The following is a 20,735-nucleotide window of genomic DNA, read 5'->3' as shown; positions in this document are numbered from 1 at the left end:
CCGGTTTAGATGATGCCCCGATTGCGCAGGCCGCTAATCTGGGCATCACTTAACCCCAAAAGCTGGCGCAACTCAGTTTCAGTGTCTTCCCCAAGGCTTGGGGGTGCACGCCGGGTCACAGGTGGGGTCAGGCTCATCTTGATCGGATTGGCAACCAAGGGAATGGCCGTCCCATCGCGGCGGGCTTTGTCCTCGCGCATGCGCCGGGCTATGACTTGGGGATCAGCAAACACCTGATCAATTGTCTGGATCGGCCCACATGGCACCTGAGCAGCCTCCAGCCGCCTCATCCAGCCTGACGTGGTGTCTTGCAAAAGGGCAGGGCGCAAGGAAGCGATCAGGGCGTCTCGGTTGGCGACCCGTTGCGCATTACTGGCAAAGCGCGGATCTTGGGCCAGAACATCCAGCCCAGCCGCGGCGCAAAACTGCTGCCACTGCCCATCATTGCCAACGGCCAGCACAAGATGGCCATCAGCGGTGGGGAACACCTGATAAGGCGCGATATTGGGATGGGCATTTCCGAGGCGGCCCGGCACTGTTCCCGAGACCAGAAAATTGGCCGCTTGATTGGCGAGAACAGCCGCTTGGCAATCCATCAAAGCCATGTCGATATGCTGGCCTTGACCCGTCGCCTCGGCATGGCGCAGCGCGGCCAAGATGGCGATTGTGGCATAAAGCCCGGTGAATAAATCTGCCACAGCAACGCCAACCTTCAAGGGCTCAGCCCCTGGGGTGCCGTCGGCTTGGCCGGTTACACTCATGAGTCCGCCGGCGGCTTGGACCAGATAATCATAGCCCGGCTTGGCTGCAGACGGCCCGGTATGGCCAAAACCGGTGATCGAGCAATACACAATACGGGGATTGAGGCGGGCTACAGTTTCATAGTCCAAGCCATATTTGGCCAGTCCGCCTGTTTTGAAGTTTTCCACCAACACGTCACAGCTTGGTATGATCTGGGTGAGAAGTGCTGCGCCTTCAGGCTTGGTAAAGTCCACCGTGACCGAGGATTTGTTGCGATTGGCACAGGTATAATAAGCGGCATCTCCCCGTTCGCCGTCTTGGCCCGGCAGAAAGGGCGGACCCCAGCCGCGCGTATCATCACCCACTTCGGGCCGTTCGATCTTGATAATCTCAGCACCCAAGTCACCCAGGGTCTGGGTTGCCCAGGGTCCCGCCAAGACACGGGATAAATCCAACACCCGAACTCCCGCCAGCGACATGGGCGGGGAAGGCGTGTGCATTTCATACTGAGATTTAGGCATTGTTCGCGTTCTTTTCATTTGCTTCTTTGAAAAGATATATCAATGTTGGTGAGGCCGCCAGTGATGCGGCGCGGGGGAGGCATACAGCATGACAGTCCATGATCAGCAGGGTCAGGTGACAGCATCTAAACCGATGAACGAATTTGTTCAGGGTGGTCCGGTCCTGTTGGCATCCATTGTCGGTGTCTATGCCTCGCTGGCAACCTTGCCCTTTTATGCCGTTCAAAGCCTGTTTGGACCATTGGAAGCAGCTTTCGGCTGGAGCCGGACTGAAGTGTCCACTGCGATCACGCTCATGGGGATTGGCAATTTATTGTCCTCCTATGTGGCTGGGGTGGTGACAGATCGCCTGGGATCGCGTCCGGTGGCTTTGGTGTCGGGGCTCCTATTGGCGTTGTCCTTGTATATCCTCACCCTGAATAATGGCGACCTCAAGCAATTCTGGCTGGGATATTTCCTGATGACGATTGCTGCGGCAGGCACGTTGCCGCTCACCTATACCCGGGCGATCAATCAATGGTTTGACCGCGCGCGTGGGCTGGCTCTTGGCCTCACCCTGCTTGGAACTTCATTGGCCGCCATTACTTTGCCCATTCTATATCGGCTTGGCGTCGATGAATTTGGCTGGAAGGGTGTGTTCTATGTCGCCATCGGCCTTATTCTGGTGTTGTGGCTACCAGTGTTTCTGCTTTTGTTTAGGGACCGGGTGCAAGTACGCGACGCGCAGGCTTTAGCAGCCCTTCCAGGCGTTAGCTTGAAGGAAGCTGCAGGAACTGGAACATTCTGGAAAATGGGCATTGCCTTCTTCCTGGTCACGTTCGCCATGAGCGGCATTGCCATTCATATCATAGCCATGATGACCGATAATGGCATGTCGAAGGGGCAGGCTGCCCAGATTGCCAGTCTGATTGGGGTGTCAATTCTGGTCTCGCGCTTGGCGGTCGGCTATCTGATCGACAAGTTTCACGCCCCGCCGATTGCCGCAGCCTGCTTTGCCATCCCGGCGATTGGTTGTTATCTGCTGATGGGTGGTGGCCATGGACCCGCAGTTGTCGCGGTCATATTGGTCGGTGTCGCCTTGGGTGCGGAGCTTGATCTTATTGCCTTTTTCACCAGCCGCTACTTTGGCATGAAAAACTACGGTAAGATTTATGGCTGGCAATATGTGTTTTATACCCTCGGTGCCGGGATCAGTCCTTTGGCTTTTGGCATGGCATATGACACTCTTAAGAGCTATGACCTTGTCTTGATCATTTCCAGTGTTGGTCTTGTGATCGCGGGGATTCTGATGCTGACATTACCACGCTACCAGAAGGCCGAAGCCTAGAGCGTTCATCGCGCCTGGTCGGCTTGAATGCGGGCAAACACGGCTTCGAACATGGCCGTCGTTAAGCGTCCGGTATTGGTGTTGTAGCGACTGCAATGATAGCTGTCATAGAGGCGCATGCCGGCAATCTCGTGAACAGCCCCATGCGCGAACTTATGTGCTGACGGTTTGCCGCCTAGGACGCGAATGGTGGCATCATGGCTGATTTTGCCCAGACATAAGAGGCTGGTGAGCGTTGTCATTGATCGGATGCGCGCCTGAAGGAAGGGCGCACATTGGGCGATCTCGGAGGGTTCTGGCTTGTTGGCAGGTGGTGCGCATTGCACCGCATTGGTAATCATCACGCCTTTGAGCCTTAGGCCATCATCGGCATGTGCTGCATAATTTCCCTCTGACAGGCCGGCCTTGGCCAAAGTGGCATAGAGAAGATCGCCTGCCCAATCGCCCGTAAAGGGTCTACCGGTGCGGTTGGCCCCGGTTCTTCCAGGCGCAAGGCCAACAATCAGGAGCCAGGCTTCCCGATCACCAAAGGCTGGAGCCGGTCCATTAAACCAGTCCGGGTTCTGTCGTTGATTCTCTGCCCGATAAGCCACGAGCCGTGGACACAGGGGACAATCACGCGCGGCCAAACCAAAGGGCCCACCCGACTGGATAGGCCCTTGGCACAAAGATGGGGTCGATTTTGTAGACATAGGCAAAGTCATGCCAGCTGGCACGGCTTTTGTCCAAATTCTTTAGGCTTCGCCTTCAAGTTCATCATCGAGGCTGTCGACATCATCCTCGAACTCATCGGCATAATCATCGTCCGATGAGAGCCGGCCAGGGCGCATATTCGCGCGGGTGTTTTCAAACCCGTCAGGACGGGGTGGCCGACCGATCAGCGACGCCAAATCTGCCAGATCGATAAATGTATCGGCTTGGCGACGTAATTCGTCTGCAATCATCGGGGGTTGGGTTTTGATAGAGGAGACCACAGACACCCGCGGGCCGCGACGCTGGACTGCTTCAAGCAACACGCGGAAATCGCCATCACCGGAAAACAGCACAATATGATCAACATGAGGGGCCAGTTCCATCATGTCGACAGCGATTTCGATGTCCATATCGCCTTTGACGCGCCGGCGGCCCATCGAATCAGTAAATTCTTTGGCGGGCTTTGTGATCACATTGAAGCCGTTGTAATCAAGCCAATCAGCCAATGGACGCACAGGGCTGTATTCGACATCTTCGAGAATGGCGGTGTAATAACTTGCCCGAACAAGCCGCCCGCGCTTCTTGAATTCCTCAAGAAGCTTCCGATAATCGACGTCGAAACCCAGCGTCCTTGCGGCCGCATAAAAGTTCGCACCATCGATAAACAGAGCGATTCGCTCATTAGGATAAAAAGTCATCTTGACGCGGCCTTCCTCTGAACAATGCCTTCCTGATCTTCAAAGTCCGAAATCAAGGAACAGTGAAACCGGGATATATGTTGGCCTAGGATCAAATCTAGGCTTGGGACGAAATAAGCCTCGTGATTTGATCTTACAGGCAGTTAATTTGTTATCACAAAACGGCGACACTGTCACCACCTTGTCATCATTGTGGACCAGCCATGCCTGGCCGGTAGACCCACGGAAACCAGACTATATCAATGCTGTCTGCCGGGTAGCACCCGCAGATAATGATCCCTTGGCCTTACTATCTCGCTTGCACTGGATTGAAGACAAATTAGCACGTATGCGTTCGAAATCTGACCGCTGGGCCAGCCGAACCATAGATCTCGATCTATTAGATTATCATGGCCAGATTTGGGCAGATCATGCAGACTTATGTCTCCCCCATCCGCGCATTGGTCAACGTGATTTCGTACTTTTGCCGCTTTTGGAGATCGCGCCTGACTGGGTGGACCCGGTAAGCGGGCTCGCAGGCCGGGTTCTTCTGGACAGGTTGGAGGCCTCGGGCAGCTTAAACCAGTGCCGGCGGGTCATTTCTTGAGTTTCTTGGAGGCGGGAGACGTGCCGCAGAGGCTGACTTATCGCGTGGAACAGGGTGCTTAGGATGGCCTGCGCACCGTATGTGTGTGTCCGTGTTGAGAAATCTCACAAACTCGCCTAAAAGAAACATCCACTTTCCGACAGGATTAGATATATGGCCCGCGTGACGGTAGAGGATTGCGTTGAGCGCGTCCCAAATAGGTTTTCTCTGGTATTGTTTGCGGCGCACCGCGCGCGGCAGATTTCGGGCGGTGCTGCCCTGACTCTCGACCGTGATCGCGACAAGGATCCCGTTGTTGCGCTGCGTGAGATTGCCGATGCGACGATTGAGACTGAGGACCTGCGCGATGGTCTGGTGGCTTCACTGCGCGAAGTACGGCCTCATGCTGTCCGTGAGGAGGAAGAAAGCGATCTTCTGGCTCTGGAAGCACCCGTTCTGGCGACCGAGGACGATGTGCTGCGCGCCTTGCAACAAGAACAGGAAGCTGTCCGCGAAGACCCTTACTGATGTAAAGGGTTTGGCATGGATGATGGCAGGGCCACGGATGCTTTAGATCAAACTGGGGAATTGCCTTTCCCGGCGCAGAACGTGCGGCCTCCCAGTCGGGGCCGCATTTTGCGTCAATATGAGCTGATTGATCGCATCCGCGCCTATGATCCAGATGTCAATGAGGATGCGATCAACCGCGCCTATGTATTTGCCATGCAGCGCCATGGCAGTCAGCTGCGAGCCTCGGGCGACCCTTATTTTGCTCATCCCATCGAAGTCGCAGGCATTCTGACCGAACTGCGCCTTGATCAAGCCTCGATTATTACCGGCCTACTGCATGATACGGTCGAGGACACCACCGCCACCAGTGCAGAGATTGCCAAGCTGTTCGGCGATGAGGTGGCCCAATTGGTTGATGGGGTGACGAAACTCTCCCAGCTTGAGCTCAATTCTAACCGGACCAAACAGGCAGAGAATCTGCAGAAATTCATCCTGGCCTTGTCCAAGGATGTACGGGTTCTGTTGGTGAAATTGGCAGACCGACTGCACAATATGCGCACGCTGCACTTCATCAAGAAGCGGGAAAAGCGTCAACGTATCGCGCGCGAGACTGCCGACATCTACGCCCCCTTGGCCCGACGCATGGGGATTCAACGCTTTTCAGGTGAGTTGGAGGAATTGGCTTTCCAACACCTCCATCCTGAAGCCTGTAAGACGATCAATGAGCAATTGGCCAATCTGCGTGCTGAGCGGGCAGGGGCGGTGGCCACTGTAACCCAAAAAATTAGCGCCGCCCTAGAGGCAGCCGGCATTGAGGCGCGCGTTGTCGGTCGCGAGAAGCGGGCCTATTCCATTTGGAAAAAGCTGGAACGCAAATCGATCTCTTTCTCCGATGTTTCTGATCTTTATGGGTTTCGGGTGATCGTGGCTGATGCCGCTCAATGCTATGCGGCTTTGGGCGTGATCCATTCAGCTTGGTCATGTGTGCCTGGCCGCTTCAAGGACTTCATTTCGGTTCCCAAGCCGAACGGCTACCGGTCGATCCATACCGGCGTGGTTGGACCAAGTTCGACGTCTGTCGACATTCAAATCCGCTCCGAAGAGATGAACCGAATTGCCGAGGATGGGGTGGCAGCGCATTGGCGCTATAAAAACAGCACCTATGGCTATCATCCCCTTGATACGCGTCAGGCTGATCCTTTGGCACCCTTGCGCAATCTGGTGGAGATCCTTGAGCATGGCGGCGATCCAGAAGAGTTTCTGGAAAACGCCAAGCTGGAAATGTTCCAAGATCAGGTGTTCGCGTTCACACCGAAGGGCGATTTGATCGTGCTGCCCTATGGGGCGACCCCGCTTGATTTTGCCTATGCGGTGCACACTCGGATCGGGGACACCACTGTGGGCGCGCGGATCAATGGCGAGGAGCGACCTTTGCGGACCGCTTTGGTCAATGGCGATGTGGTCGAGATTCTGCGCTCGGACATTCGCAGACCGGTGGCTGATTGGGAATCGGTTGCCGTTACCGGCAAAGCGCGATCTGCAATTCGCCGTTTGGTGCGCGAGAGTGAGCGGGAAGAGTTCGCCACTTTGGGCCGCCGACTGGCTGGGCATGCGCTGCGCCGGGTGGGTCTCAATCCTGAAGAGGTCAATCTGGAAGACGCCCGCCAGCGCCTCAATTATGAGACGATGGATGAGCTTTATGCAGCCATTGGTCGGGGGAGGTTGACCGGTGCAAGCCTTGCCGAAGCAGCGGTGCCGGGTTTTGTGCGCAAGAGCGCATTGGGTGAGCCGCGCCTCATGATCGATAATGATCATGCCAGCGACTTTGTGCGCGGCTCGGATCTAATGGGCGGGGTCGCATTGCATTTCATGCCCTGCTGCTCGCCTTTGCCGGGTGACCGGATTGTCGGGGTCTTGGTGCCCGATCGTGGGGTTGAGGTCCACACAATCGACTGCGATCATCTGGCCGAGCATGATGCCAATGAAGATCAGTGGATCGACCTTGCCTGGACCGATGAAGCCAAGCGCAATGGCTTGGCTCTTGGCCGTCTGGTCATGAGCTGTGAGAACACCAAGGGCGTTTTTGCCCAAGTTGGTAAAATCATTTCAGAATGCGACGGCAACATCACCAATGTGCGGGCACAAAATCGCCGGGAAGACTTTATTGATCTCTTGGTCGATGTCGAAGTTGCGGATTCAAAACATTTAAACGTGATTGCGGCTTCTTTGCGTGCTTTGCCCGTGGTCGTGGACGTCAAGCGCCTGCGCGGTTGAGGCCTTGGTCTCTGGCAGGGTGTTGAAGGAAAGAGGCGATGGCAACTTATCTGGTAACCGGGATTAATCGCGGCATTGGCCGGGCCTTGGTTGAGGCTTTGCTGGCCCGTGGCGACACGGTCATTGGGACGACACGGGACGGAACAGCTCCCATCTCTCATCCCGACCTGACCGTCATTGGCTGTGATGTCACAGACACCGCCTCCGTGCGGGCGGCCGCAGCGCAGGTGGATTTACCCATTGATGTGTTGATCCACAATGCGGGGGTTTTCGGGCCGCGACCCCAAGAACTTGAAAGCTTGGCCCCCGACAATTTCCTCGATGTACTGGACGTCAATATGGTCGGCCCCTGGCGGGTATTGCAGGCGTTCCTGCCGCACCTGCGCCGGGCCGGACAGGCGAAAGTGTTGATGATCTCCTCTGGAATGGGCCGTTTTTCGGGGGCATCTGATGGCGCGCCAGCCTATCGCGCCTCAAAAGCGGGCCTCAATAAATTGGTACAAAGCTTCGCCCACGATTTAGCGCGCGATGGCATTGCTATTATCGCGTGTCATCCAGGTTGGGTGCGCACCGATATGGGCGGTGCTGGGGCGCAGATCGAGGCGTCTGAAAGTGCCGCCGGACTGATTGGATTGGCCGATCACCTCAGTTTAAGCGGAACAGGCCGCTTTATGGACTGGACAGGCCATGTCCGAGACTGGTGAATCCTGTCGGGAAAGTGCTAGGACATGCCGATGACCAATGATGACGTTCTTTCTGTCTTCAAGGCTGCCGGTGGGCTGCTTGAAGGCCATTTCATCCTGACCTCAGGCCGCCATAGCCGGACCTTCCTGCAGAAGGCCTTTGTTTTCATGGATCCTCCCGCGACCGAAGCCTTGTGCAAGGCGCTGGCGGACAAGATCAAGGCCCGTTGGGGGCAGGTGGATTATGTGGTGTCCCCGGCCGTAGGGGCCGTGATCCCCGGCTATGAAACCGCTCGGCATTTGGGTGCCAAGGCCGTCTATGTTGAGCGTGAAGAGGGCAAGTTCCGCCTGCGTCGCGGCTTTACTTTGCCTGCTGAAGCGCGGGTGGTGATCGTGGAAGACATCGTCTCCACTGGAATTTCGGTGCGCGAGACGCTGGAGGCTATTCAAGATGCGCCTTGCGTGGTGTTGGGGGCTGCGGTGATTGTTGATCGCAGCGCGGGACGGGCTGATGTCGGATGCGAGCTGGTGGCTTTGGCATCGATTGAAGTCGAAAGCTTTGCGCCCGACGAAATCCCCGATGATCTGCGTGACATACCGGCGATCAAGCCTGGCAGTCGGGCCTTATCAAAAGGCTCTGCGGCATGAGTACGCCGCACAAATTGCGCCTCGGGATTAACATCGACCACGTGGCCACCATTCGCAATGCGCGCGGTGGACCCCATCCCGATCCGCTTCGCGCGGCCCACATGGCGGCTAAAGCGGGCGCTGATGGCATTACTTTGCATCTGCGCGAAGATCGACGCCATATTCGCGATGAAGATCTTGAGACCTTCATTGCCGAGGTCAAGCTACCGATCAATCTGGAGATGGCAGCCACTGAGGAGATGCTCGACATCGCACTGCGCCATCCAACCCATGCTGTTTGTATTGTGCCTGAAAAGCGTGAAGAGCGCACAACTGAGGGCGGGCTGGATGTGGCCCGGCTGCACAATGTGATTGCCCCCATGGTACGGCAGCTGACCGCGGCGGGCAGGCGGGTGTCGCTTTTCATCGAGCCTGACCCGATACAATTGGCCGTGGCAGAAGCCATGGGTGCTGCTGTGGTGGAATTGCACACAGGCGCCTATGCCGAGGCAGCCCTTGCCGGTCATCACGCTGAGGCGCAGGCCATTCTGGCGAGGTTGGCAGAGGCCGCGCGCATTGGCACTGCACGGGGCCTAGAGGTGCACGCCGGTCATGGATTGACCTTTGATAATGTCGGCCCCGTAGCGGCAATTCCGGAACTCCATGAGCTCAATATTGGTCACTTCATCATAGGTGAAGCAATTTTCATTGGCCTTGAAGCCGCCATTTGCCGTATGCGTCATCTTATGGATGAGGCGCGTGCATGATAATCGGAATTGGCTCGGACCTATGCCGGATTGATCGGATTGAAGCGACACTGGCGCGTTTTGGCTCGCGGTTCGAGCAGCGGTGCTTTACGGTCGGCGAGCAGGCGCGCGCGAACCGCCGTCCTGCAAGTCGTGCCGATACGTATGCGAAGCGATTTGCAGCCAAGGAAGCCTGCTCCAAGGCTTTGGGCACCGGTATGCGGCGGGGTGTTGCTTGGCGGGACATGGAAGTCATCAATTTGCCCACTGGCAGACCGACTTTGAGTTTGTCAGGCGGCGCGCTAAAGCGCCTAGAAGAACTGGTTCCCGCCGGATTTGAAGCCGATATCCATCTCAGCCTGACAGATGATCATCCATATGCCATGGCCTATGTGGTGATCGGAACCCGGCCGATTTTGGCCCATTAACATGAAAAAGAACACCCATGGTTGATACTGTAGATCCCACTCCCGACGCGAAGAAAGCGGTTAAGCCAGCACCCCAGGGTGATAGTTTAGCCGAAAGCATCAAGACCGTTGTCATGGCCCTGGCCATTGCCTTGGTGCTGCGGATTTTCCTGTTTCAACCCTTCAATATTCCCTCTGAATCGATGCGGCCGGGTTTAGTTGTGGGCGATTATCTGTGGACGTCGAAATGGGACTATGGCTTTTCCAATGCGTCCATTCCGTTCTCGCCCAAGCTGATTGAGGGCCGTGTCTTTGGTCATGCGCCTGAGCGTGGCGATGTGGTGGTGTTCAAATTGCCGTCTGATCCACGTCAGGACTATATCAAGCGTTTGATTGGTTTGCCTGGTGACCGTATCCAAGTGGTCGGCGGTCAGTTGGTGATCAATGATACCCCGGTCAAGCAAGAAGCATTGAGCCCTGAGACCATTACCGAGCAAGGCGGAAATGTGCGCGTGGTGCAGCGTTATCGCGAAACCCTACCCAATGGCCGGTCCTATGTCACCTACGACCGTGGCCCCGGCGAAATGTTTGATGACACTCAAGTTTTTGTCGTGCCAGAAGGCCATTACTTCATGATGGGTGATAATCGCGACAATTCCACAGACAGCCGGGCAGATCCCATTCTGCAAGCCGGGGTGGGTTTTGTGCCCGCTGAGAATCTGGTGGGCCGGGGCCGCATTGTGTTGCTGTCGTTTGACGAGACCACACGCATCTATCTGCCGTGGACATGGTTTACCGGCCTCCGGCTTGATCGTCTGGCTGTTCCCATTCGATGAAACGGGAAGACCAGCTCCGCCGCCTTGAAGAACGTCTTGCCTATCGGTTCAAGGATCGCGGCTTGCTGGAACGGGCATTGACCCATAAGTCGCGTGGGGACGGGCAACCAGGATTCGCGCATAATGAGCGGCTCGAATGGCTGGGTGACCGGGTATTGGGCCTGATGACAGCCGAACGCCTGTTCGAGCTTCATGGTCGGGCGGAAGAAGGCGAATTGACCCGCCAATTTGCGGCCATCGTGTCGGGGCGCAATTGCGCAGAGGCTGCGCGCATCTTGGGTCTTACCGACTTGATGGTCGTGTCAAAGAGCATCAGCTTGACGAGTCTGGCCCATAACGACTCGATCCTTGGCGATGCCTGTGAGGCTGTCATTGCCGCCCTCTGGCTCGATGGTGGCCGTCCGGCGGTCGAAGCTTTGTTTGACCTTGTTTGGCAAACAGGCTTGTCCAGTGAAGAGGGTGGTCATCGCAACCCCAAAAATGCATTGCAGGAATGGGCGCAAAAGCGTGGCCTGCCGGCCCCTATCTATGAAGTCGTCTCGCGCGAGGGACCAGATCATGCGCCCAATTTCGTAATCGAAGTTCAGGTTGGACCCCATATCGCCCGGGCTGAAGGAACATCCAAACAAAATGCCGAACGGGCAGCTGCCCAGTATTTGTTGAAACAAGGTGGCTTGCGTGTCTGACGAGAACGAAACAATCCCAACCGACGATCGCGGTCCGACCCGCTGCGGATTCGCCGCTATTCTGGGAGCACCCAATGCCGGCAAGTCGACATTGGTCAATGCGCTTGTCGGCCAGAAAATTTCTATCGTGACCCAAAAGGTTCAGACCACACGTTTCCCGGTCCGCGGTGTGGCGCTGCACGGGGTCGCTCAAATTGTTCTGGTCGACACGCCAGGCGTTTTTACGCCCAAACGTCGACTGGATCGGGCGATGGTAGCATCGGCTTGGGGCGGGGCTGCCGATGCTGATGTGTTGGTTCATGTCGTAGATGCCCCCTCCGCTGCCCGGGTGCATGAGGGACGCGGTGACGCGGGCGACAAGCGCACCGAGGCCGATGTGGTTCAAGTTCTTGAAGGACTTGCCAAGCAGGGCCGAAAAGCGATTTTGGCATTGAATAAAGTGGATGCGCTGGAACGGACCAAATTATTCGACCTCTCACAGCGCTTTTTCGATCATGGCGTGTATGAGGAGGTGGTGATGATCTCAGCACTGAAATCCTCTGGTCTGGATCGACTTGCTGAGCTTTTGGCGGCGCGCATGCCTGAAGGGCCATGGCTTTATCCTGAAGAGCAAGTTGCTGACACGCCCTTGCGGGTGATGGCAGCTGAAATCACGCGCGAAAAAGTCTTTCTGCGCCTGCATGAAGAATTGCCATATCAGGCAACAGTTGAGACTGATGCTTGGACCGAACGCAAGGATGGGTCGGTTCGTATCGATCAAACCCTTTATGTGATGCGCGATGGTCATAAAGGGATTGCTATTGGCAAGGGTGGAGAAACCTTGAAATGGATCTCCCAGAACGCTCGGAAGGAAATCTCTGAAGCCATTGAAAAACCTGTGCATTTATTCCTCCATGTGAAGGTGCGGGAAAATTGGCTGGAGGATCGATCGCATTTCTCTGCCATGGGCCTCGATTATGATGTCTAGCCCGCAGGTCCGCACATGAGTGGTTGGGCGGGGCGGGCCATTGCGCTTGGCGCACGCCGTCTCGGCGAGAATGATGTCATTTTGGATGTGCTGAGCGACGCAGTCGGGCGCGCTTCTGGTCTTGTTTATGGCGGAGCGGGTAAGCGCAAACGCGCCCTGGTGGAACCGGGCAGCCGCCTGGAACTGGCTTGGCGGGCAAGACTTGATGAGCAACTTGGCTTTTTTGAAGAGATTGAAAGTCGCGGGGCTGGGCCTGCTCACCTGATGGATGATGCGGCCGCTTTGGCAGGTTTGGCGTCAATGTCTGCGCTCCTTTTAGAGGTCACCGCAGAGCGTCAGCCCTGTCTAGGTCTCTTTGAGGCCAGCGACCTCCTGCTTGATGCCATGGGTAATTATCAAAATTGGCCAGCCCTTTATGTCCGCTGGGAGATGGGATTGTTGGCGGAGATGGGTTATGGGCTTGATCTCAGCCAATGCGCGCTGACAGGCTCGCATGATGATCTGGCGTGGGTCAGTCCACGCACAGGGCGTGCGGCCTCACGCGAAGCCGGTGCGCCTTTCGCCGATAAGCTATTGGTGTTGCCGCCCTTTTTACTTGGCGGACAAAACAAGCCGGAGAGTGGGGATATCGCGGATGGCTTTGCCCTGATGGGCCATTTCATCGACCGCGAATTATTGAGCCCGGTTCGCAAAACCATGCCAGAAGCCCGTGCCCGTCTGATCTTTGCGTTAGGAAAAACAGGTAGGCTTTGAACCCATAGCGCCTTATGCAGCCTTGGATTTCAAGAGTTCTTCTTGGCTTACGCGGTTACGCCCGCCACGCTTGGACTGATAGAGGGCGGCATCAGCGCGTTCAACCGCATCGGTTGGCTTTTCCGAGGTTCGCCGTTGGGCCACACCAAGCGAGACGGTGATCTTGCCCAAATCTTCGTTCGAGGCACGGCGTACCAGACGTTTGCTTTCGACGGCCAGCCGTATCTTTTCTGCAATGGCGATGGCAGCCTTGCGGTCTGTGGCCGGGGTGATCATGGCAAATTCTTCTCCGCCCAGACGCGCCACGATGCCACCCTTTGGTTTGGCGCGATCCATGACGGTTGCGACAAAGCGGATGACTTGGTCGCCCGTTTGGTGACCAAATGTGTCATTGATGCGCTTGAAGTGGTCGATATCGGCCATGATGACACACATCGGACCATCGCCCCGGTCTGCTGCGGCGCACATCTCAATTAAACGACTGTCGAATTCCTTGCGGTTCGCAAGGCCGGTCAGGCTGTCGGTTGCTGCTTCCTGGCGCACGCGCTCAAGCTGAACGCGCAGCGCTTCAATCTCAATGCTTGATTCAGCAAGCTTTGTTTCGAGGTCTTTCGACTGAGTTGCCATTTCGGTGGTGGCTCCTACCAGCGTATCGACCAGATTTTTGGTGATGAGCGGACTATCCGTCTTGGCAAGCTCTTGCTTGGCAATTTCGAGTTGTTCGCCATAAGCCTTGGTCTTGACGCCAGCCTTCAACAGGCCGCGGCGGACATCTTCCATCTCAGCAGCAATCTTGCCACCCGCCTTCATCATGCGCGAGCCGATGCCGATATCCTCAAAATATTTGGTGTAGAGTTGGTCACAGGCCAAATCATCGATGACGCGTTTAGCCGCAATCATCATGTCGAGTTCGGCCTTTAAATCTTCTGGGGTTGCGGTGTGGAAGGCGAGCCAGACCGCATAATTTTCCGGTGATGGCGTAATCGAGTGCTCCTTGAGGGAGTCCAATGCAGCCTGTGCTACGGCAACGCCTTCTTCCCCGATCAAGTTTTGGACCACTTTTTCCACCATTGTTTCTCTCAGTAACTCGATATTACTGATTCTGTATGGAGATTAGGTAAACATCACGGCATGATTTGAGTTCGCACTTGGAAAACGCCGCGTTTCGTGCACATAGTCACGTCCCGAGCTTGCTGGAGTACAAACAAGCACAAAAATGTCCGGGGCATCTGATCAGGGAGCCAGCCATATGAATGACATGACATTTTCTGTCCGAGGTGATGCTGAAACCATCGCCCGGCTGAACCAAATCCTCGCGATGCAAAAATCAGCCCAATTGCGTGATGGCATTCCACCTGCTGAAGTGCGCATTAATCGCATTGATCGCTGCATTGGCCTTTTGGTTGATCATGCCGATCAGATTGTGGCAGCTTTGGCCGAAGACTTCTCCTGCCGGGCGCGCGAAACCAGCTTGTTGACCGATGTTGCAGCTTCAATCGGCCCCCTAAAGGATGCCAAGGCCAATCTGGCCAAATGGATGCGGACCGACAAACGCAAAACCTCACCGGCTCTGTTGGGCCTTTTAGGTGCGAAGGCCGAGGTCCGCTATCAGCCCAAAGGGGTTGTTGGGATCATCGCGCCGTGGAACTTCCCCGTCAATCTCACCTTTGCGCCATTGGCTCAGATTTTGGCCGCGGGCAATCGGGCGATGATCAAGCCCTCTGAGTTGACGCCGGCGACATCAGAATTGATGCGCCAAATGTTTGCCAAGGCCTTTTCTGAAGAGGAAATTGCCGTGGTGACGGGTGACCCTGATGTGGGTCAGGCCTTCTCGCGACTCGCCTTTGACCATCTGATCTTTACCGGCGGGACCTCGATTGGCCGCCACATCATGCGGGCGGCAGCTGAAAACCTGGTGCCGGTCACGTTGGAATTGGGCGGCAAGAGCCCAGTAGTGGTGTCGCGGTCGGCGGATGTGGCCACAACAGCAGACCGCATCATGGCGGGCAAAACACTCAATGCCGGTCAAATCTGTCTGGCACCAGATTATCTTTTGGTTCCAGAAGAAAAGCGCGATGAATTGGTGGGTGCCATCACCAAGTCGGTGACGGCCATGTATCCCAAATTGCGCGATAATCCCGACTATACTGCCATTATCTCACCGCGCCATTTTGACCGCATTCAAGGCTTGATTGCAGATGCAAAAGCCAAGGGTGCGACGGTGGTGGAAATCAATCCTGCAGGGGAGGATTTTGCCACCCAGAATGGCCGCAAAATTCCGCCAACATTGGTTCTCGATACACAAGACGATATGGCCATCATGCAGGAAGAAATTTTCGGTCCGGTGTTGCCCATCAAAACCTATAAGGATGTGAAGGAGGCGGTTGGCCATATCAATGCCAATGACCGGCCTTTGGGTCTCTATTATTTCGGGGCTGATCCGGTTGAGCAGGAATATGTCTTGAACAATACCACCTCCGGGGGCGTCACCGTCAATGATGTGATCTTCCACATTGCGATGGAGGAATTACCGTTTGGCGGGATCGGGCCGTCTGGCATGGGCTGCTATCATGGCTATGAGGGCTTCAAAGAGTTCAGCCATGCGCGTTCCGTCTACAGCCAGCTGAAGAAAGATGTTGGTCCGATGAAGGCCTTGCGCCCGCCCTATGGCAAGGCGGTTCGCGACTATATCGCGGGACAGATTAAGCGCTGAGGTCGCTGGCAACGCCAAACAAAAGCGCCCCGTCTGGATCAGACGGGGCGTTTTCATACCAGCGGTATTGGTCCTAGGGTTTGACCATAGAGAAATGGCCAACATCGATCCGCCCGGTGCGGAATCCGGCTTCGCAATAGGCCAAATAAAAGCGCCACAATTGCTTGAAACGCTCATCAAAGCCCATGTCCTTAATGTGGATCCATTCGGCCAAGAATGACTTAGCCCACGTCGCCAACGTGTCGGCATAAGACAGGCCGAAGGCAGAGGCATTCTGCCAGACGAGCCCTGCACGGGCGACTTCGGATTTAAGGCGCGAGACGCTGGGCAACATGCCGCCTGGGAACACATAGCTTTGGATAAAGTCTGCCCGGCTGCGATAGTCGTCAAACAGGCGGTCATCGATGGTGATGATTTGCAGGCCTGCCTTCCCGCCGGGCTTTAAGACCGAATTGACCTTGTCAAAATAGGTCGGCCAATATTCCTCGCCAACCGCCTCGAACATTTCGATGGAGACGACCGCGTCATATTGGCCCTCGATGTCGCGATAATCCATCAGACGAATGTCGACGCGTTCTGACAATCCCGCTTTGGCCATCCGTTCGGTGGCATAACGATATTGCTCCTCCGAAATGGTGACCCCGGTGACCCGCGCGCCATATTCGCGTGCAGCATATTCAGCAAAGCCACCCCAACCACAGCCAATTTCGAGCACATGCTGGCCGGGCTGCAGGTCCACCTGCTCGGCCAGTGCGCGATATTTGTTCATCTGTGCGCTGGTCAGATCCTGCCCGTCTTGTTCATAGACGGCGGAAGAATAGGTCATGCTGGGATCAAGCCAGCGCGAATAGAAATTATTGCCCAAGTCATAATGGGCCAGAATATTCTTTTTCGAGCCGGATTTGGTGTTCTTCTTCAGGAATTTGTGGCGGAAATTATTGATCACCATCCACAAAGGACCGCCGACCAAAAGCTTGGGCATCAAATCGAGATTGGAAGAGAAAACTTCGAGCAGAACGGCAAGGTCCGGGGTTTCCCATTCACCGGCCATCAGGCCTTCAGCAAAGCCGATATCACCTTGGGCCGCGACCCGCTTGATGAAGCTGAAGTCTTTGATTTCCAGGACCGCGCTTTTGCCCGGTTTATGACCTTGGAAAAGCAGGCTTCGTCCATCAGGCAAACGGACCAGAATATTGCCTTCAACAATATTGGTCATGGCCACAGCGGCCATCTTGAAGGCCATGGGCACCTGCCGCAATTGGCGGGCCAGTTTGGGTGTCATCAACACGGGATTGGCGTCTTTTACGTCACTCATGGGGCGAAGGCATCCTGCTTAATCTGGCAATACTGACGGGAATGGGAGGGACTGGTTTGTGATGGTAGCGTGCACCTTTCAGCAATAATTTCAACGCCTCCCAGTGAATTGCTAAGATCACTTTGACCGTGAGCAACGGGATGGCAAAGAAAGCACGCACCAAATTCCTGTCGCTCAGCGCCTCTCTACGCAGCTTCAGGGTTGCCAGATGTTGACGGACTGCATCTGAAAAACTGTCGATCGTCAAGGAGAGGGTGGCCTGTCCTGACCGCAGAGTAAACGCATAGCGACCTGAGACATCAAAAAACGGCGAAACATGAAAAATCTTATCCGCCTCCTGGAACTCGACTTCAGCGCCGGTTGCTGGGGCGACATAGCTGTGGGTTTCCCCAAAGGTGTTGTTCACCTCATAAATCACTGCCGCAAGACGGCCGTCGCGGTGATGGATGAAAAACACTGAAAGTGGATTGAACACATAGCCCAATACGCGCGGGAAGGTGAGCAAGCGGATTGGCCCACCATCATGCTCAATAGCTGCAGCTTTTAATTGGGCTTCCACCCATAGGCGCAAGGGCGCGCCTGACCGGTCGCCATGGTCACGATCATAAAAGGCAAAGGGGCCAAAGCGATTATAAGTCAGCCATCTGAGGCCTTTGACGTCATTGGCCACCTCATCCACATCGATCAAAAGTTGAAAGAGGTCATATTCCAAACGATGCGCAAAGGGCTGGAAGCGGACATGAACTGTCCGGCCGCGCATCAATCCGGGGGCGGGCGCTGGTGTCATGAGGCGGCTTCAGACTCTTCGGCCACCTGACTGGAGCCTGAAGAAGGGCTGTGTGCGGCGTCGGGGGCGAGGTCTCGTACAATGTCATCATCAACAAAAGTCCAAGCCACATGGCCCCCCAGTTTCAGCGCCACACGCAGGCCTGCCCGCAGCCCATCTTCATGGAAGCCATAACCCTGCCACGCCCCGGCAAACCAAGTCCGGTTGACGCCCTGAATGGACCAAATCTGGCGCTGAGCATCTGCCGCGGGACCATCAAATTGGGGATGGGCATACTGGAAGCGGGCAAAGACTTTGGCTGGATCAATTGGCCTGGCCGGATTGAGGGTAACAAATAGCGGGCAGGCAGGATCAAGCCCCTGCAAGCGGTTCATCCAATAGGTCAATTCAATCGGGGCTGCTGGATCCCCGCGCGAAACATTCCAACTGGCCCAAGCTGCCTTGCGAACCGGCATAAAGCCATCATCGCGATGCAGCACCGCTTCATTGGGCGCATAACCAATCGCGCCAAGAATGGCGTTCTCACTGGCCGAAGGATCACCCAGAAGGGCCAAAGCTTCATCAGAATGGCAGGCCAGAATTACTTGGTCGAAGCGGTGGACCTGACCGGCTATCGTGACGTCGACACCTTGAGTGTCGCGGCGCACCTGCGAGACCGGTGATTGTAACTGAACCCGGTCTCCCAATGCTGCGGCGAATTTCTCCACATATCGCCGCGATCCACCCGTCACTGTCCGCCAATTAGGCCGCTCAAAATGCACAAGGCGGTGGTTGTTGAAAAAGCGCACAAAGCTCGCGGCGGGATAGTCCAGCATATCTTTTTCAGGCGTTGACCAGATTGCTGCTCCCATCGGCACCAGATAGCGCTCTAAAAACCGCTGCGAGAGGCCAAGCTCGCGGCAATATGCCCCCAAACTCAGGCTTTGTAGGCGGGGATTGCCGACGTCTTTTTGTGCCTGGGCATTAAAGCGCAACATATCGCCCAATAGCGCCCAATGGTTGAGGTCAAGCATGTTTCGCTTCCACGCGAAATAGCCCGGTGCCCCATCAGAGCCCCATTCGCTGCCGGGGCGACCGTCGCGGACTGAAAAGCTCATGTCTGACTGTTGAGTTGCCACACCCAAAGCATCGAACAAAGCAATCAGATTGGGATAATTGAGGGCATTATAGACGATGAAGCCCGTATCAACATCGATCCGTTTGCCATCATAATCCACATTGACGGTGTTGGAATGCCCGCCAAGGCGTGCGTCTTTCTCAAACAAGGTGACCTCATGAGCATCCTTGAGTGCCCAGGCCGCCGACATGCCGGTAATGCCTGATCCAATAATGGCGATTTTCATGCAGGATCTCCCGATGCGGTTTCTTTGAGGCTGGCAAAGGCATCAAGCGCGCGTTTGCGGCCCTTTTCGTGATTGACGATGGGCAAGGGATAGGTCTGACCCAGCCGCACGCCGGCTTGAGCCAGCACATGGGTCGGGCATTCAAAGGGGCGGTGGATATAGCGGTCGGGTAGGCGGGCCAGCTCAGGGACCCATGTGCGCACATAGGCCCCATCTGCGTCAAATTTCTCGCCTTGGGCCATCGGATTGAAAATGCGGAAATAGGGTGCAGCATCGGCCCCGCAGCCAGCAACCCACTGCCAGCCTGCGGCATTATTGGCGACATCGGCATCGACCAGCGTATCCCAGAACCAAGCTTCGCCCACACGCCAATCCTGTAGTAAGTGTTTGACCAGAAAGGATGCCACAATCATGCGTACGCGATTATGCATCCAACCTGTCTTCCATAATTGACGCATGCCAGCGTCCACAATGGGGTAACCGGTCTGGCCGCGCTGCCAAGCCCGCACAGCGGATGGATCCGATGTCCACGGGAAGCTGCGAAAGGCCTCTTTCCAACTATGCTCGGGAAAGTCTGGGTAATGGTAGATCAGTTGGAAAGAAAACTCTCGCCAGCACAATTCTGACAGAAACACCCGGCCATCTTCTTCCAAGGCAGAATTGGCCGCCATCGCGGCGCGGGCTGCCTGCCAGACCCGACGGATGGAGATTTCCCCAAAATGCAAGTGGGCAGATAGGCCCGAGGTTGCAGGCTTGGCAGGCAAATTGCGGTCATGACCATAGCCTTTGAGCCCCTTTGCCAGAAACCCATCCAACCGTGCACGCGCACCGGCTTCACCTGGCTGCCAGCTGGCCTGCAGGCCACCCGACCAATCCGGCTTGGATGGCAGGAGAGCCCAATCCGCCAAGGTCTCACCTATTTGCGCTGGAACACGACCCCCGTTTAGCGTGGGCATCGGGCCTGCCGCATCGGCGAACGCGTCGCACAAGGGGGTTGCTGCGCGGAAGAATGGTGTGAAAACTTTGAAGGCACCGCCAGAGCCGGTCTTGACCTCCCAAGGCTCTGTCAGGACTTGTGCTTTGTGGCTGTAAACGCCCAAGCCTGCAGTCCGCAATTTGTCTTTAATGTCTCGGTCGACCGGGACTGACCAAGCATAATAGCGCCGATTCCAGTGCACCTGTGCAACGTCTAGCTCTCTAGCCAGATCAGGTATGATGGTGCGGGGATCACCGCGCTTAAGGATCAGATTGATTCCATGTTGGGCCAAGGATTGGCTTAAGCTGGTCAGGCTGTGATGTAGCCACCACCGACTGGCCCCACCCAAGGGACGGCCCAGATCCGGGCCTTCTTCCAAGATGAAGACAGCATATACCGGGCCTGCAACAGCGGCTGCGGCAAGAGCTGGATGGTCATCGATCCGCAGATCTTCACGAAACCAGACAAGGGCGGGGGAGTGACCGGGCGGGGAAACTTGCATGGCAGACTTTACGAGGCGAATAAGCCCATGGATTGCCAATTCCTGTATAAATCAAGTGCGCGGGC

General features: G+C 55.9%; 21 protein-coding genes. 13 read left to right on the top strand and 8 right to left on the bottom strand.

Annotation, left to right across the window (positions count from 1 at the left end; genetic code table 11):
* Nucleotides 1–5 precede the first annotated feature (5 nt).
* The gene (locus tag PbB2_RS04645; protein WP_108984120.1) at nucleotides 6–1,220 is read right to left on the bottom strand and encodes a CaiB/BaiF CoA transferase family protein; all 1,215 of its coding nucleotides are present in this window, start codon (nucleotides 1,218–1,220) and stop codon (nucleotides 6–8) included.
* 130 nt (nucleotides 1,221–1,350) lie between these two features.
* On the opposite strand from PbB2_RS04645, the gene PbB2_RS04640 reads away from it, so the two are divergent.
* Nucleotides 1,351–2,589 (top strand): MFS transporter, encoded by a 1,239-nt coding sequence (locus PbB2_RS04640; protein ID WP_108984119.1) that lies wholly within the window; start codon nucleotides 1,351–1,353, stop codon nucleotides 2,587–2,589.
* A gap of 5 nt (nucleotides 2,590–2,594) precedes the next feature.
* Here the strand turns inward: PbB2_RS04640 and PbB2_RS04635 are convergent, their stop codons facing one another.
* The gene (locus PbB2_RS04635) at nucleotides 2,595–3,182 is read right to left on the bottom strand and encodes a uracil-DNA glycosylase (RefSeq protein ID WP_305790441.1); all 588 of its coding nucleotides are present in this window, start codon (nucleotides 3,180–3,182) and stop codon (nucleotides 2,595–2,597) included.
* Between the two features lie 141 nt (nucleotides 3,183–3,323).
* Nucleotides 3,324–3,980, bottom strand: a complete 657-nt coding sequence (locus PbB2_RS04630; protein WP_108984117.1) for a LabA-like NYN domain-containing protein — start codon at nucleotides 3,978–3,980, stop codon at nucleotides 3,324–3,326.
* A 1-nt stretch (nucleotide 3,981) separates the two neighbouring features.
* On the opposite strand from PbB2_RS04630, the gene folK reads away from it, so the two are divergent.
* The 11 genes from folK (at nucleotide 3,982) to recO (ending at nucleotide 13,034) form a co-directional block, all read left to right on the top strand.
* Nucleotides 3,982–4,566, top strand: coding sequence for a 2-amino-4-hydroxy-6-hydroxymethyldihydropteridine diphosphokinase (gene folK / locus PbB2_RS16445; RefSeq protein ID WP_192576163.1), 585 nt, complete (start codon nucleotides 3,982–3,984; stop codon nucleotides 4,564–4,566).
* 153 nt (nucleotides 4,567–4,719) lie between these two features.
* On the top strand, nucleotides 4,720–5,073 hold the full coding sequence (gene rpoZ / locus PbB2_RS04620; RefSeq protein ID WP_108984115.1) for a DNA-directed RNA polymerase subunit omega: 354 nt from the start codon (nucleotides 4,720–4,722) through the stop codon (nucleotides 5,071–5,073).
* 15 nt (nucleotides 5,074–5,088) lie between these two features.
* The gene (locus PbB2_RS04615) at nucleotides 5,089–7,329 is read left to right on the top strand and encodes a RelA/SpoT family protein (protein ID WP_108984114.1); all 2,241 of its coding nucleotides are present in this window, start codon (nucleotides 5,089–5,091) and stop codon (nucleotides 7,327–7,329) included.
* 38 nt (nucleotides 7,330–7,367) lie between these two features.
* A complete protein-coding gene (locus tag PbB2_RS04610; protein WP_108984113.1) occupies nucleotides 7,368–8,033 on the top strand; it encodes an SDR family oxidoreductase in 666 nt (221 codons plus the stop codon).
* Between the two features lie 30 nt (nucleotides 8,034–8,063).
* The gene (gene pyrE, locus PbB2_RS04605; protein WP_108984304.1) at nucleotides 8,064–8,660 is read left to right on the top strand and encodes an orotate phosphoribosyltransferase; all 597 of its coding nucleotides are present in this window, start codon (nucleotides 8,064–8,066) and stop codon (nucleotides 8,658–8,660) included.
* A complete protein-coding gene (locus tag PbB2_RS04600; protein WP_108984112.1) occupies nucleotides 8,657–9,406 on the top strand; it encodes a pyridoxine 5'-phosphate synthase in 750 nt (249 codons plus the stop codon). The genes pyrE and PbB2_RS04600 overlap by 4 nt, the downstream gene beginning before the upstream one ends.
* Nucleotides 9,403–9,813, top strand: coding sequence for a holo-ACP synthase (gene acpS / locus PbB2_RS04595; protein ID WP_108984111.1), 411 nt, complete (start codon nucleotides 9,403–9,405; stop codon nucleotides 9,811–9,813). Before PbB2_RS04600 ends, acpS begins: the two co-directional genes overlap by 4 nt.
* Nucleotides 9,814–9,830: 17 nt before the next feature.
* Complete coding sequence (lepB, locus tag PbB2_RS04590; protein WP_108984110.1) at nucleotides 9,831–10,628, top strand: signal peptidase I; 798 nt, start codon at nucleotides 9,831–9,833, stop codon at nucleotides 10,626–10,628.
* Nucleotides 10,625–11,314 carry a ribonuclease III gene (gene rnc / locus PbB2_RS04585; protein WP_108984109.1) on the top strand — a complete coding sequence of 230 codons (690 nt, stop codon included), beginning with the start codon at nucleotides 10,625–10,627 and terminating at the stop codon, nucleotides 11,312–11,314. Before lepB ends, rnc begins: the two co-directional genes overlap by 4 nt.
* Entirely contained in the window at nucleotides 11,307–12,281 is a 975-nt protein-coding gene (gene era, locus PbB2_RS04580) for a GTPase Era (RefSeq protein WP_238164853.1), read from the top strand. Before rnc ends, era begins: the two co-directional genes overlap by 8 nt.
* Nucleotides 12,282–12,296: 15 nt before the next feature.
* The gene (recO, locus tag PbB2_RS04575) at nucleotides 12,297–13,034 is read left to right on the top strand and encodes a DNA repair protein RecO (protein ID WP_108984108.1); all 738 of its coding nucleotides are present in this window, start codon (nucleotides 12,297–12,299) and stop codon (nucleotides 13,032–13,034) included.
* Between the two features lie 12 nt (nucleotides 13,035–13,046).
* On the opposite strand, the gene PbB2_RS04570 is transcribed toward recO, so the two are convergent.
* Nucleotides 13,047–14,105 (bottom strand): GGDEF domain-containing protein, encoded by a 1,059-nt coding sequence (locus PbB2_RS04570; protein ID WP_108984107.1) that lies wholly within the window; start codon nucleotides 14,103–14,105, stop codon nucleotides 13,047–13,049.
* Between the two features lie 187 nt (nucleotides 14,106–14,292).
* Between PbB2_RS04570 and PbB2_RS04565 the strand changes: the two genes are divergently transcribed.
* Nucleotides 14,293–15,747 carry a coniferyl aldehyde dehydrogenase gene (locus PbB2_RS04565; protein ID WP_420887452.1) on the top strand — a complete coding sequence of 485 codons (1,455 nt, stop codon included), beginning with the start codon at nucleotides 14,293–14,295 and terminating at the stop codon, nucleotides 15,745–15,747.
* Nucleotides 15,748–15,820: 73 nt separating this feature from the next.
* On the opposite strand, the gene PbB2_RS04560 is transcribed toward PbB2_RS04565, so the two are convergent.
* Genes PbB2_RS04560 through PbB2_RS04545 form a run of 4 tightly spaced genes read right to left on the bottom strand, consistent with a single transcriptional unit; the run spans nucleotide 15,821 to nucleotide 20,670 of the window.
* The gene (locus PbB2_RS04560) at nucleotides 15,821–17,062 is read right to left on the bottom strand and encodes an SAM-dependent methyltransferase (RefSeq protein ID WP_238164852.1); all 1,242 of its coding nucleotides are present in this window, start codon (nucleotides 17,060–17,062) and stop codon (nucleotides 15,821–15,823) included.
* The gene (locus PbB2_RS04555; protein WP_108984106.1) at nucleotides 17,055–17,849 is read right to left on the bottom strand and encodes a DUF1365 domain-containing protein; all 795 of its coding nucleotides are present in this window, start codon (nucleotides 17,847–17,849) and stop codon (nucleotides 17,055–17,057) included. The genes PbB2_RS04560 and PbB2_RS04555 overlap by 8 nt, the downstream gene beginning before the upstream one ends.
* A complete protein-coding gene (locus tag PbB2_RS04550; protein ID WP_108984105.1) occupies nucleotides 17,846–19,192 on the bottom strand; it encodes an NAD(P)/FAD-dependent oxidoreductase in 1,347 nt (448 codons plus the stop codon). Before PbB2_RS04550 ends, PbB2_RS04555 begins: the two co-directional genes overlap by 4 nt.
* The gene (locus tag PbB2_RS04545) at nucleotides 19,189–20,670 is read right to left on the bottom strand and encodes a cryptochrome/photolyase family protein (RefSeq protein ID WP_108984104.1); all 1,482 of its coding nucleotides are present in this window, start codon (nucleotides 20,668–20,670) and stop codon (nucleotides 19,189–19,191) included. Before PbB2_RS04545 ends, PbB2_RS04550 begins: the two co-directional genes overlap by 4 nt.
* Between the last annotated feature and the right edge of the window lie 65 nt (nucleotides 20,671–20,735).

Origin of the sequence: Candidatus Phycosocius bacilliformis, from assembly GCF_003112735.1 — a bacterium.
In the GTDB taxonomy this organism is placed as follows: domain Bacteria; phylum Pseudomonadota; class Alphaproteobacteria; order Caulobacterales; family Aquidulcibacteraceae; genus Aquidulcibacter; species Aquidulcibacter bacilliformis.
This window is presented reverse-complemented; position numbering and strand designations above follow the sequence as displayed.

Bases quoted from the DNA above. Each gene is read 5' to 3' on its own strand.
- PbB2_RS04645 (WP_108984120.1), bottom strand. From the start codon at position 1,220: ATGTCGCTGGCGGGAGTTCGGGTGTTGGATTTATCCCGTGTCTTGGCG.
- PbB2_RS04640 (WP_108984119.1), top strand. From the start codon at position 1,351: ATGACAGTCCATGATCAGCAGGGTCAGGTGACAGCATCTAAACCGATG.
- PbB2_RS04630 (WP_108984117.1), bottom strand. From the start codon at position 3,980: ATGACTTTTTATCCTAATGAGCGAATCGCTCTGTTTATCGATGGTGCG.
- rpoZ (WP_108984115.1), top strand. From the start codon at position 4,720: ATGGCCCGCGTGACGGTAGAGGATTGCGTTGAGCGCGTCCCAAATAGG.
- PbB2_RS04615 (WP_108984114.1), top strand. From the start codon at position 5,089: ATGGATGATGGCAGGGCCACGGATGCTTTAGATCAAACTGGGGAATTG.
- PbB2_RS04610 (WP_108984113.1), top strand. From the start codon at position 7,368: ATGGCAACTTATCTGGTAACCGGGATTAATCGCGGCATTGGCCGGGCC.
- pyrE (WP_108984304.1), top strand. From the start codon at position 8,064: ATGACCAATGATGACGTTCTTTCTGTCTTCAAGGCTGCCGGTGGGCTG.
- PbB2_RS04600 (WP_108984112.1), top strand. From the start codon at position 8,657: ATGAGTACGCCGCACAAATTGCGCCTCGGGATTAACATCGACCACGTG.
- acpS (WP_108984111.1), top strand. From the start codon at position 9,403: ATGATAATCGGAATTGGCTCGGACCTATGCCGGATTGATCGGATTGAA.
- lepB (WP_108984110.1), top strand. From the start codon at position 9,831: ATGGTTGATACTGTAGATCCCACTCCCGACGCGAAGAAAGCGGTTAAG.
- rnc (WP_108984109.1), top strand. From the start codon at position 10,625: ATGAAACGGGAAGACCAGCTCCGCCGCCTTGAAGAACGTCTTGCCTAT.
- recO (WP_108984108.1), top strand. From the start codon at position 12,297: ATGAGTGGTTGGGCGGGGCGGGCCATTGCGCTTGGCGCACGCCGTCTC.
- PbB2_RS04570 (WP_108984107.1), bottom strand. From the start codon at position 14,105: ATGGTGGAAAAAGTGGTCCAAAACTTGATCGGGGAAGAAGGCGTTGCC.
- PbB2_RS04565 (WP_420887452.1), top strand. From the start codon at position 14,293: ATGACATTTTCTGTCCGAGGTGATGCTGAAACCATCGCCCGGCTGAAC.
- PbB2_RS04560 (WP_238164852.1), bottom strand. From the start codon at position 17,062: ATGAGTGACGTAAAAGACGCCAATCCCGTGTTGATGACACCCAAACTG.
- PbB2_RS04555 (WP_108984106.1), bottom strand. From the start codon at position 17,849: ATGACACCAGCGCCCGCCCCCGGATTGATGCGCGGCCGGACAGTTCAT.
- PbB2_RS04550 (WP_108984105.1), bottom strand. From the start codon at position 19,192: ATGAAAATCGCCATTATTGGATCAGGCATTACCGGCATGTCGGCGGCC.
- PbB2_RS04545 (WP_108984104.1), bottom strand. From the start codon at position 20,670: ATGCAAGTTTCCCCGCCCGGTCACTCCCCCGCCCTTGTCTGGTTTCGT.